Source organism: Parapedobacter flavus (assembly GCF_035818675.1).
Taxonomy (GTDB): Bacteria; Bacteroidota; Bacteroidia; order Sphingobacteriales; family Sphingobacteriaceae; genus Parapedobacter; species Parapedobacter flavus.
Window position 1 is genome coordinate 1 of record NZ_JAYKZZ010000024.1, and the last position, 12,000, is coordinate 12,000.

A 12,000-nucleotide genomic window follows, 5' to 3' on the forward strand; every position below is an offset into this window, starting at 1 on the left:
TTAAGACCGATTTTAAAATGACCGAAGAAGACTTGTTGGGATGAATTACCTCTTGGATTCGCATACCTTTCTTTGGGCATTATTGGATCGCAAAAAGCTATCGGCCAAGGTATCCGTCTTGTTGGAAGATGCTACCAATACGGTATTCGTTAGTTCGGTTAGCTTTTGGGAGCTTTCATTGAAGTATCGGTTGGGTAAACTCGACTTAACAGGGGTCTCTCCCGAAGAGCTTCCCGCTCTCGCGCAAGAAAGTGGCCTCGATGTTCTTCCACTTCTACCACCCGAGGCCGCAGGCTATCACCTATTAAAGGCCGATTGGCACCGCGACCCGTTCGATCGGATGCTTATCTGGCAGGCCATCCGCCACAATTTAACGCTATTGAGCAAAGACAAAAACATCGGCAAATACCAGTCTGTGGGATTAAAGCAATTGTGGTAAGCCCACAGCTTTTTCCAAATACTGTCCGCTAGTGTACAATCGGTGTTCGATATCGAACACTTCCCACTCCAAAAACAAAATCAATCAGCTAGCAAACAGCTTGTTAGGTTTTTGGCTCAGAAAATGGACGATGGCAACCATGATCAGTAATTACCTTCGGATTGCCTGGCGGAATCTAAAGCGCGACAAAGGATTCTCGGCCATCAACATCATTGGACTGACCATCGGCTTGATGGCAGCGACGGCCATTGCCCTGTGGATACAGAGTGAGCTGACCTACGACCGATTTTACAGCAACACGGACCGGCTTTCCGAGGTGTTCACGTCGGACGAGTTCCAAGGCGAGAGGCACGCATGGGGCGCCACAGCCGCCATTCTCGGCCCTACACTGGCTGCGGAATACCCCGAGGTGGAAACGGTGGTACGGATCGCCAACATGCGGAGCCGGTATGTTCTGCGTGTGGGTGCCCATAAGTTTACGCCCCGAGGTATTGCGCCCGACTCCTCTTTCTTCAAACTGTTTGATTTCAACTTCATCGCGGGAGATAAATCCACGCCACTGGCCGAGCCCAACAATGTCGTGCTCACCGAATCGTTGGCACGTCGGCTCTTTGGCAAAACGGATGTTATCGGGCAGTCCATTGCGTTAGATACGTTAGCTACCCTCCAGGTGAGTGCGGTGATTGAAGATATACCGGCAAATTCACGATTCAGTGGTATCGAGTATTTCTGTCCATGGCTATTCGCGGAGAAAACACTCGGCACCGTGTATTATGGTTCTTGGACAGGCTATAACCACCAAGCTTACGTGTTGCTTCGACCTGGGGTTGAACTCCGCGCATTCAACGAAAAAATCCGGGCGTTCGTCGCCACGCACGACACCGATCCTACCAATACGGCACATATCTTCCTGCACCCTGCCACCAAATGGCACCTCTACAATAAATCCGAAAACGGGCAAATGGTGGCTGGCCGATTAACCACCGTACGGCTGTTCATCGTGATCGCTGTGTTCATCCTCTTGTTGGCCTGCATCAATTTCACCAACCTCAGTACGGCCCGGAGTGAAAAGCGGGCCAAGGAGGTTGGGGTGCGGAAGGTTGTCGGTGCCCGGAGAAATACCCTGATTGGCCAGTTCCTGACGGAATCGATCTTCCTCTCGGTGATTGCGGGCGTGCTGGCGCTGATTTTACTGATACCGGCCATGCCGTTTTTCAGCGAACTTATCGGCCGGGAATTGTCGCTTTCGGCCATCCATCCGTTCTTTTGGTTGTTTTTTGCCCTGTTTCTTCTGCTCACCGGAATCGTCGCGGGCATCTACCCGGCCTTCTTCCTGTCGGGCTTCCAACCCGTAAAGACCCTTAAAGGTACGCTGGTTCCTTTCCGAAGTACGTTTACGCCCCGCCAGGTATTGGTGGTGCTGCAATTTACCTTCTCCATTGCCCTGATCTGCTGCACGCTGATTGTCGGCAGGCAAATCCAATACGTTCAAAACCGCGACAATGGATACAATAAGGACAACCTGATTTATGTGGCCATGAATGGTGACGCCCGTAAAAATTACGCCCTCATCAAAAAGGAATTGCTTGACAACGGAGCGGCTACCGCCGTAACCAAAACCATTGGTCCCATAACGAGGCACACCACCAACAGCTGGGGCTTCAGCTGGCCCAATAGCAAGCCGGAAGACTACGATCTGGTGTTTGAAGGGTTGAGCAGCGATGCCGATTTCGTGGAAACCATGCAGGTCGAAGTGGTTGCCGGCCGCGATATCGATGCCTATCAATTCCCAACCGACTCCAATGCCGTACTGCTCAATGAAACGGCGGTGAAGCGCATGGGGTTGGTCGATCCGCTGGGTGTTGAGCTTGTACGCAATAAGGGCAAGGAGTATGAAGAGCGGTGGCACGTGGTGGGCGTGGTGAAAGATTTTATCCTCCAATCGCCTTATGATGCCATCGAGCCTTTGATCGTTTATGGACCGGCCGGCTACTTCAGCTATATGCACATCCGGCTGAACCCCAACCACACCACCGCCGAAAATCTTGCCCTCGCGGAGGCCGCATTCAATACATTCAACCCCAACTATACATTTGAATACACGTTTGTGGACAGTGCTTATGCCCGCAAATTTGAGGAAGAACTACGCATAGCGACGTTAACAGCACTATTCGCTACGATTGCCATCGTAATCGCATGCTTGGGTTTATTCGGTCTCGCCGCATTCACTGCACAACGGAAAACCAAAGAAATCGGTATCCGCAAGGTATTGGGGGCCTCCATAACGGGTATCGTAACGCTGCTTTCGAAAAGCTTTATAAAGTTAGTGTGTTTGGCCATTGTCATCGCCTCACCCATTGCGTGGTGGGCGATGAACCAATGGTTGGAAGATTATACCTATCGTATTGAGGTGGAATGGTGGATATTCGCGCTGACGGGGTTGGCGGCCTTGGTCATCGCCCTGCTTACCGTAAGCTGGCAGGCGATACGGGCAGCGGTGGCCAATCCGGTGGATAGTTTGAGGGATGAGTGATGCATGGCTAATGCACAACCTTGTGTGTCACGTGTCTTTTTTTTACGTTTGCACGTAACATTGGGAGGGTTATATTATGCCGAGCACAAAACTAACGTTGAATATCAAAACACATGTCATTGATCAAGCCAAAGCGTATGCCAATCGACAACATATAAGCTTATCTAAGATTGTGGAGAACTATCTCAGTACCCTTACTGACCGGGAAGAGAAGATTCTCGAAATTTCGCCTTGGACGAAAGAATTGACAGCGGTAAAGAAATCAACACCGGATTTCAATCATAAATCGGATTACCGGGATGCAATTTTAGATAAATACAAATCCTGATGACGTTATTTATCGGCTCGGATATTCTCCTTGATGCCGTGTTGCGTAGAGAGCCGTATTATCATCCTGCCGTTCAGATGCTATCGTTAGTGGACTTGTTTTACCACCCGACGCTTATAGCTATTCGAACCGCAATGACTACCGCATTCAACGACATCGAAGACGCCGTTCAATACACGATTGCATTGGCTAATCGCTGCGATATGATCATTACCCCAAACCTGAAAGATTACAAAAAATCACTGCTCCCGGTGATGACCGCCGAGCAATACCTCAAGACAACGCTGCGGTAGCATACCCTATCCTTTCGTCGCTTCCACCGACGGGTCATTTACCTGCCCGATGAACAAAATCAAACCCGTGTTCATTTCCCGGATGGCAAACAGGAACGGGCGGTTAACATCAAACGTATACGCCTGCGGCAGTGAGGTCATAACCATACCCACCGACGTCACCGCCGCCGCTTCCGTACCCTCCTCGTTTACTTCGATAAACGATTTATGCTTCACTTCGCTGATGGCAAGGGGTGCGGAACTAATACCCGAGAAGTCAGCGGCCGGGGTAAACGCGATACCCATCCCCATGTCGGTCAGTTCATCGTTCAGCTTATTCTCGTAGCTGAACTTGAACCTGGGTAAGGCTAATTGAGTTTCCCGCGAATAGAAAGACGATGCCAGTTTATCCCAAAGGTCGCCATCCGCCAGCTTTTCCGAGAGCTGCATCAGGTCGACACCGTCACGGGGCTTCAATACCACCATACTGAACCTCTTGTCGCCATAAGGCAGTTCGATTGCTTCCACAACATCGGTTGCGGCGACGTTGAAGGTGTGTTTCACGCGCATGAAGTCCGTTTGCAATGTTGTGCCATCGGCACGCGTGAACGTACCTTTTTCAGTCTGCTTCTTATCAAACCGTTGCTCCCATGCCCCTTTGAAATATACCGCATTGATGAGGTACATCATCATATCGCCAGGAATACCCCCCTCGATAATCGTCGGGATTTTCTTCTTGGTTTTCTTGCTGACCCAGTCGTTGATTACATCCGGGGCATCCGGGTCAGCAAAGTCCAACACGTTTACTTCTGCCTTGTAGAACTCCCTGTTTACCTCCAAAAAGCCGGGCAATACGTCGAAGCCCTGACGATACCATATGGAGTTGGCAATATCCAGCGTGGTCCGCGGGTCGAGTTGGGGCAGGTCAGCCACCAGCTTCCGGTAATAAGCGTTAATGGCTGCTGCATCGAAGCCGTCGAATTTCAGTGCTTTTTCGATTGCATTGCGGGTCTCGCCGATGGCACCGTTATGGGTCATCGCCAAGGCCATACCCACGCTTAATGGCGATAACATGGCGTTTTCGTTGGTGCCGAGACTACCCGTGGCGGTACGGAAAAACTCAAAGGCAAACCGGTTGTCGCTTTCGGCTTTCTCCTGTTCCACGGCCGTGAGAATCAAGTCTTTGCCCTGACCCAACTTTTCCGGGTTGGCTTTTTCACAAGCCGCCAGGCTCGTCGCCGTTGCGCCGGCCAACAGCATTCCATATGTTGCGAATCGATTCATCTTGGTCCTTTTTTAGGTAAGACGGCACGCAGTGTTAAAACGCTACATCAAATCAAAATGCAGGAAGTTACGCATCAACTTAAAATGCTTATCAAAACTGAACAGCATGAGCTTTTGGTCGATAACCTGTTGAACAATCATCAAATCAGGAACACCAACCTTGTTAACACCATTTCTGAGGTTCATTAATTGGTATTCACGGATAAGGTGCCAGTCTATTTGAAGTGGAATCCTCTCCAATGCGAGCAACCCTTCAAGGATATCATGCCGACCCCGATGCACCAATACCGGCTGCAATTCCGTCAATATCAAATCATTGGTGCAAACAAAGTCTTCTTCCAATAATTGATCGAGTATGGGGATATCGGCCGACTTGAAATACTGTATCCAAACGGAGCTATCAACCAATACATTATATCTTGACATCTTCCCTTCCCCGGAGTGTATCCAAATCGATGTCGAAATCGAGCGTGCCTTTCAACGCCACTAAACGCTTCCGCTTAATTCGCTTAATGTGTGCCTCCAATACCTCCTTAATCAATTGATTTTTAGTTTTCGTATTGGTAAGCGCCATTGCCTCAGCGATCAGCTCTTCGGGAATATCTACCGTTGTTCTCATCATTATTTATGCTTATCCTCACCATTATTTATGCAATAATACGCGAAATTCGGGAAACGTCAAAATATGTCCCGCAGGGCGCACGACAAAAATCCGTATTGCTCGCGACGCGAACCTTTGTAGGCTAAAAAAATCACGCAAAGTTCACGAAGGCGCTTTGCTTTCGCGCAAAGTGCGCAAAGAAATAGACTTGGTGACCTCTGCGAAAACTATCTCGATGCGGCAAAGGAGTACGGTACCGTGGGGCGCATCAAAAGCCTCAGCGACCTTTGCGTGAAAAAACGGAAATCTGTCGTGCACCCTGTCCCGCATTGCAGCCCGTGTTAAGTCGCTGAAATTCGTACCTTCGTTTATCTATTGATCATATGATGAAGAGTTACCGTTTTAAGAATGCATTATTAGTTGTCCTCGCCCTAATTATGGCGATCATGACATCCATCGCCCAACCGACCACGACAGCTGCCGGCGAAATCGCCGCCATCATGGCCAAATACGATGCCGTGGGTGTATCCGTTGCCGTGGTGAAGGGTGACAGCATCATCTACAACCGTTCCTTTGGTTTCCGGAACCTGGCCACGCAAGAGCCTCTGGAAAATGACGATGTCTTCCGCATCGCTTCCATTTCCAAATCGTTCGTAGCTACCAGCCTCATGCAACTGGTCGACGCGGGGAAGCTCTCGCTCGATGACGATGTGGGTGAGCTGATCGGTTTCCCGGTGCGCAACCCGCATTATCCCGATTCGGTCATCACGTTGCGCATGGTCCTATCGCATACCTCCAGCATCAGCGATAAAAATGGTTATTTTACATTGGACGCCTGTAACCCCGCGAAGAACCCCGATTGGGCAACCGCCTATAACGACTATGCGCCCGGCACGGATTACCAATACTGCAACCTCAACTTCAACCTGGCGGGTTCCATACTCGAGAAACACAGTGGCGAGCGTTTTGACCGGTACGTCCGTAAGCATGTGCTGGAACCCCTCGGGCTCTATGCAAGCTACAACGTAGACGAGCTCGATAGCACACGGTTTGCCGTTCTATACACATACGATTCCGACAGCAACCGGTTTGTGCCATCACCCGCCGCCTACCGGTCGCCGGCCGCATCATTGAAAAACTACCACATGGGATACAGCGCCCCCGTCTTTTCGCCCACGGGCGGCATGAAGATCTCGGCGGCCGACTTGGCCCGATACATGACCATGCACATGAATTACGGTATCCTCGGCGATACCCGCATCTTATCGGAGGAAAGCGCACGGGCCATGCAAACCTCGGTTCCCGCCGGAAAGGGGTATGCGCTGGCCCTGCGGACCAAGGATGATCTGATTTCTGGCAAAATCTTGAAAGGACATACCGGGCTTGCATACGGCCTCAACAGTGCCCTATTTTTCCAACCGCAGGAAAAGTTCGGGTTCGTGGTCATCATCAGTGGCAGCCGTACCACCTATACGGACGACTTCCCCGATATCCACCGCGACCTGATTAATTGCTTGTACCGGCATTTCGTCTTATAGCGATTTATTCGCTAACTTTGTCCAGTAATGGGACTTCACCTACAGGCGACCATCGACAAGGATTCCGGATTCTGCTTCGGGGTGGTCTATGCCATCGACATGGCCGAGGAAATCCTCGAGGAAGACGGTTACCTGTATTGCTTGGGCGACATTGTCCACAACGATGAGGAGGTGGCCCGTCTCAAGGCCAAAGGGCTCCGCATCATTGGGCATGACCAACTGCCTGAGCTGAAAAACGAAAAAGTGCTTATCCGCGCCCACGGTGAGGCTCCCGAAACCTACCGGATTGCCCTGGAAAACAACATCACGCTCATCGATGCTTCCTGCCCCGTGGTACTTAAACTGCAGAACCGGGTGAAGACGTCGTTCGATAAGAAAGAAAAAGTGCTCATTTACGGCAAACACGGCCATGCCGAAGTCATCGGCCTGCAAGGGCAGACCCATGGCGATGCCATCGTGTTCCAAGATATCGCCGAATTGGACAACGTTGAGCTTCCCGATAGTTTTACGCTATACAGCCAGACGACCAAGAGCGTGGATAAGTTCTATGCCATCAAAGATGAGCTGCTCAACCGCGGATACGACGTGAAGGCCAACGATACGATATGCCGGCAGGTGTCCAACCGGTATGAAGATCTGGGCGACTTTGCCCGCCAGTACGACAAGGTCGTCTTCGTTTCGGGCAAAAAATCATCCAACGGCCGGGTGCTGTATGAGGTCTGCCTGAAACATAACCCCAACACCTATTTCGTTTCGGATCCCTCCGAATTGAATCCCGAAAACTTCCAGTCCGGCGACACCGTGGGCATCTGCGGGGCCACCTCCACGCCCATGTGGTTGATGGAACAAGTTAAGGCGAGAGTCGAAAGTTATTGACCGAATGTTACGTAACATCGCTTCTACGTGGTATCGTTCCGCGCCGGAAAGGTTTACTGTCGCGCCAAAAGGATGCGGAGATTGCTCGCAACGGTGTTGCAACAGGCCGATTCCTTACCCTATCGCACCAAAACACTGCCAGGACGCACAAAACCCATTCGACAACGCGCGCAAATGGGCTGCATTTTCTGCGCCAATAGCTGTCTCCCCAGCAACACCATACGGTTATGTGCCGGGATAATCTGCTAATGCGACAAAGGAGTACAACGATGCGCCAACGAGGTTTCACTAATAGTAAAAAGCGTTTTCATTTTGGTTAATCGCTTTTGGGTATTTACCTCCATCGTACCGTTTTCCGTGGCTCCTACACGCTTATTCAGCGTCGGCGTAGTGGTTTGCAGCCGATTGGAACACTTATACGCCGGTGTGGCATGGCCACGGGCTACCAACATCCCGTGATTCACCGGTTCGATACGGATCGAAATCGGTCTGTTTTGGCAATTCGCCGTATCAAAACCATTTTTTAACGGCTCCGTATGGTTGCACGGTGTAACGATGCCCTTTTGGTTTGGAACAATATTCTCTTTACAAGAAACAATATATACCTACCGTTATGTTACGTAACATCCGTGCGGACCTTTCCGCTGCCGGGGCGGAACCAACCGTTGGAACCAACACCCCAACGCACTGCTGCAAAGCATAGTAACACACAGGTGCGAAGTTTTCCAGCTGAACGCCAGCGTGGGTCTATAACAGTGTGCCGCAACACGGCTGACACCCAGCGTGGTTCCCCGTTCTTACCCGCCGATAACCTGCCGACACCACCTGATACCGTGAGCACACGTAAGGTTACCGACCGGGTGCGCCATGAAACCGTGGCCGCGCGGCACCATCCGTGAAGCGCCTATACGCAAGTTGCCTGTGTGTTAGACAATGTCGTTTCGCAACGGGTATTTCCCGTTCCGCGCATGCTGCTAACCGCATGCACGGCAACTGTCCCGCCTCCGGGCGCCCCCTGCCTGCCAACGGAGCTCCCCTGTTGCAATTCTTTGCCCGATTGGTTATGTTTGCCGTAGGCATATACCAATCCCAAGAAGAACAAGACCCTTACGATGAAATACCAACGTGCCAAAGCAGGATTTATCCGTTATCCGGACGGTAAGTTGTTGGTGGCAGCCGGCCGGATTCTACAATGTATGAAAAACTCGTCGACGTTTACCGACCCCCGTCCCTCCTTGGCCGAAATTGAAACCGCTTTTGAAGATTACCAACAAAAGGTTTATGCTGCTGCAGGCGGTGGAATCTTCTATTCCACGGCCAAACGGGAAAGCAAACGCCGACTGTCCGACCTAATGCAAAAGTTGGCGCTTTACGTAAACGTGGTGAGCGACGGCCACCTGCCCACCCTGCACAGCTCGGGATTTCCGGTACTGGACCGTAGGCGAAAGGGCCGTTCGCCCGACACGCCGGGCCAACCTTTCTTACGCGACGGGCGGAAGCAGGGAGAGGTAGCTTTCGGTTTCAAACCGGTGGGGCGGGATATGTTTTACGACTATTGTTTCGCCACCGCGGCTGACAACCGGGGCAATCCCATCTGGGGCGAATTGCGCACCACCACGCGCTCATGGACCGACTATGCCGACGGGTTTACACCGGGCAGCGAGGTGTACTTCCGTGTGCGGGCGCGCAATAAACATGGGGCAAGCAATTGGACCGAACCCATCCGGCGGTTCATCCGGTGACGGAAACGACGTCATGCGTCATCTAAGCATCAAATTCTCATTGCATTAGGCGGCCCGCCCCCATAAATACCTACCTTTGCACACCATGAGCAAGGCAAAAAAAGGAATCTTGTTGGTCAACCTGGGCACACCGGACAGCCCATCGGTACCCGATGTACGGCGATATCTCAATGAGTTTTTAATGGACGGTCGCGTCATCGATATTCCCGCATGGCGTCGTTTTTTCCTCGTGCGGGGGATTATTGTGCCTTTCCGGGCGCCCAACTCCGCCAAGCTTTACCAAGCGGTCTGGGATGAAGAAACGGGATCGCCCCTGCTACATTATAGCTTACTCCAACAGCGGTTGCTCCAGGAGCGACTGGGTGATGAGTACCATGTGGAATTGGCCATGCGCTACCAAAACCCGTCCATCGCGTCGGCATTGGCAAAGCTGAAAGCGATGAACTTGGAGTCGCTCCGCATCATCCCACTCTTTCCGCAATATGCTTCGGCAAGCACGGGGTCGGTCATCGACAAAGTGATGGAACTGATGCGCAGCTGGCATACCTTTCCCGACGTTTCGATTGTCAACGATTTTTACAACAACGAACTGATGATCGATGTGTTTGTTGAAAAGGCACTGAAGCATAACCCGAAGACCTACGACCACCTCTTATTCAGTTACCACGGCTTACCCGTGCGGCAGTTGACCGACATTGAGCCTTCCGGAACACACCATTGCGAAACAGCGGGTTGCCGCGAACGGCTCGACGAGCGTAATCGGTATTGCTACGTGGCGCAATGTTATGCCACGACCCGTTTATTAGCAGAAAAAATCGGAGTCAGACCCGACCAGTATACCGTGTGCTTCCAGTCGCGATTGGGTAAGACGCCCTGGGTACAACCCTATACAACCGATGTATTGAAAACCGTAGCAGATCAAGGTGCGAAGCGCCTGCTCGTACTATGCCCCGCATTCGTAGCAGACTGCTTGGAAACCATCTATGAGATTGGCACAGAATATGCGACAGACTTCAAGGCGCTGGGAGGGGAACATGTGCAGTTGGTAGAAAGCCTCAACGACCACCCCCTTTGGATAACGGCATTGGAACAACTGGCAAACGGCAAATGATTGTATTTAACACCATAGTCCTGCTTTTAATCGATTTTTATATCTACAAGGCGCTCCGGGCATCACGGATAAGATGGGCCATTGGACCGCTTTTCCCGAAAATCTGGTGGGGCTACAGCTTGCTACTCACTGCAGGCATTTTGGTCAGCATCTATGTAAGCATACCCCTGATGTTCCGCTCCATCATCTTGGTCGCATTTTTCCTTACATTCATCAGTAAGTTCACCTATATTTTAATCTTACTTGCAGACGATATCCGAAGGGGTGGCGTATGGTTGAAACGGCTTCTTATACCGAAGAAAGAACAAGTTGCCCCGGCGGCGGATATCGACGCGCCATTACCCGAAAAGCCCGAAAAAGGCATCAACCGGTCCCAGTTTCTGACCAAGGCCGGCATATTGGTTGCCGCAGCGCCGCTGGCTCCCCTGGGGTGGGGGGTTATTTCGGGAGCTTACGACTACCGTGTGCGCCGTGAAAAGCTTTACCTGCCCAACCTGCCCAAGGCGTTCCATGGCATGAAAATCGGCCAGCTTTCCGATGTGCACTCCGGAAGTTTTTATAATAAGACCGCCGTACAGGGTGGGGTGGATATGCTGCTGGCTGAAAAACCGGACGTTATCTTCTTTACCGGAGACCTGGTAAACTACCTGGCCAACGAAATGCGCGATTACCAAGACATCTTCACGAAGGTGCAAGCGCCGCTGGGTGTGTTCTCTACACTGGGGAACCACGACTACGGCGACTACCACTTCGGCCCGGAACCCTCTGCCGCAAAAGCGAAAAACCTGCAGGATGTGAAAGACGTGCACAAGGTGATGGGCTGGGATCTGTTGCTCAATGAGAATCGCAGCCTGAAAGTCGACAACGAGGAAATCGGCATCATCGGGGTGGAGAACTGGGGTACCGGGCGCTTCCCGAAATACGGGCGCCTGGACCTTGCGCTGCAAGACACCGACGACATGCCCGTTAAATTGTTGCTCTCACATGATCCGTCCCATTGGCGTGCCCAAGTGCTCACGCGGCCCGATGTGGACGTGATGTTTGCAGGCCATACCCACGGTATGCAGTTCGGCGTTCGCATGGGCAATATCAAATGGAGCCCCGCACAATACATCTACAAGGAATGGGCAGGCCTCTACCGACAAGGGCCGCAACAACTCTATGTAAACACCGGCTTCGGCTTCCTCGGCTATCCGGGCCGCGTGGGTATCCTCCCCGAAATCACCATCTTCGAACTCGTAAAAGGCACGAACCCCGTGCGCGGTTAAGTTAGCCG

The 12,000-nt window shown here is 51.7% G+C and carries 13 protein-coding genes; 10 read left to right on the forward strand and 3 right to left on the reverse strand.

Translation table 11 applies throughout. The features are described 5' to 3' along the window. Positions 1-40 precede the first annotated feature (40 nt). From U9S71_RS17640 to U9S71_RS17655, 4 genes are all read left to right on the forward strand, one after another. A complete protein-coding gene (locus U9S71_RS17640; RefSeq protein ID WP_326329016.1) occupies positions 41-439 on the forward strand; it encodes a type II toxin-antitoxin system VapC family toxin in 399 nt (132 codons plus the stop codon). A 130-nt stretch (positions 440-569) separates the two neighbouring features. Continuing rightward, on the forward strand, positions 570-2,972 hold the full coding sequence (locus tag U9S71_RS17645) for an ABC transporter permease (RefSeq protein WP_326329017.1): 2,403 nt from the start codon (positions 570-572) through the stop codon (positions 2,970-2,972). Between the two features lie 76 nt (positions 2,973-3,048). Next, complete coding sequence (locus tag U9S71_RS17650; protein ID WP_326329018.1) at positions 3,049-3,300, forward strand: DUF6364 family protein; 252 nt, start codon at positions 3,049-3,051, stop codon at positions 3,298-3,300. Then, positions 3,300-3,593 carry a hypothetical protein gene (locus tag U9S71_RS17655; protein WP_326329020.1) on the forward strand — a complete coding sequence of 98 codons (294 nt, stop codon included), beginning with the start codon at positions 3,300-3,302 and terminating at the stop codon, positions 3,591-3,593. Before U9S71_RS17650 ends, U9S71_RS17655 begins: the two co-directional genes overlap by 1 nt. Before the next feature lie 6 nt (positions 3,594-3,599). Here the strand turns inward: U9S71_RS17655 and U9S71_RS17660 are convergent, their stop codons facing one another. From U9S71_RS17660 to U9S71_RS17670, 3 genes are read right to left on the reverse strand one after another with little or no spacing between them, the layout of a single operon-like run. Continuing rightward, a complete protein-coding gene (locus U9S71_RS17660) occupies positions 3,600-4,856 on the reverse strand; it encodes a serpin family protein (protein WP_326329021.1) in 1,257 nt (418 codons plus the stop codon). Between the two features lie 42 nt (positions 4,857-4,898). Then, the gene (locus U9S71_RS17665) at positions 4,899-5,282 is read right to left on the reverse strand and encodes a PIN domain-containing protein (RefSeq protein WP_326329022.1); all 384 of its coding nucleotides are present in this window, start codon (positions 5,280-5,282) and stop codon (positions 4,899-4,901) included. Further along, on the reverse strand, positions 5,269-5,478 hold the full coding sequence (locus U9S71_RS17670) for a type II toxin-antitoxin system VapB family antitoxin (RefSeq protein WP_325640557.1): 210 nt from the start codon (positions 5,476-5,478) through the stop codon (positions 5,269-5,271). Before U9S71_RS17670 ends, U9S71_RS17665 begins: the two co-directional genes overlap by 14 nt. Before the next feature lie 362 nt (positions 5,479-5,840). Here U9S71_RS17670 and U9S71_RS17675 point away from each other — a divergent pair, with 362 nt between their 5' ends. The 6 genes from U9S71_RS17675 (at position 5,841) to U9S71_RS17700 (ending at position 11,992) form a co-directional block, all read left to right on the forward strand. Continuing rightward, positions 5,841-6,995 (forward strand): serine hydrolase domain-containing protein, encoded by a 1,155-nt coding sequence (locus tag U9S71_RS17675; RefSeq protein WP_326329023.1) that lies wholly within the window; start codon positions 5,841-5,843, stop codon positions 6,993-6,995. A 27-nt stretch (positions 6,996-7,022) separates the two neighbouring features. Then, positions 7,023-7,871, forward strand: coding sequence for a 4-hydroxy-3-methylbut-2-enyl diphosphate reductase (locus U9S71_RS17680; protein WP_326329024.1), 849 nt, complete (start codon positions 7,023-7,025; stop codon positions 7,869-7,871). Between the two features lie 713 nt (positions 7,872-8,584). Next, positions 8,585-8,770, forward strand: coding sequence for a hypothetical protein (locus U9S71_RS17685; protein WP_326329025.1), 186 nt, complete (start codon positions 8,585-8,587; stop codon positions 8,768-8,770). Between the two features lie 213 nt (positions 8,771-8,983). Continuing rightward, a complete protein-coding gene (locus tag U9S71_RS17690; RefSeq protein WP_326329026.1) occupies positions 8,984-9,613 on the forward strand; it encodes a fibronectin type III domain-containing protein in 630 nt (209 codons plus the stop codon). An 85-nt stretch (positions 9,614-9,698) separates the two neighbouring features. Continuing rightward, positions 9,699-10,724 carry a ferrochelatase gene (hemH, locus tag U9S71_RS17695; RefSeq protein WP_326329027.1) on the forward strand — a complete coding sequence of 342 codons (1,026 nt, stop codon included), beginning with the start codon at positions 9,699-9,701 and terminating at the stop codon, positions 10,722-10,724. Next, positions 10,721-11,992 carry a metallophosphoesterase gene (locus U9S71_RS17700; protein ID WP_326329028.1) on the forward strand — a complete coding sequence of 424 codons (1,272 nt, stop codon included), beginning with the start codon at positions 10,721-10,723 and terminating at the stop codon, positions 11,990-11,992. Before hemH ends, U9S71_RS17700 begins: the two co-directional genes overlap by 4 nt. Positions 11,993-12,000: the final 8 nt, after the last annotated feature.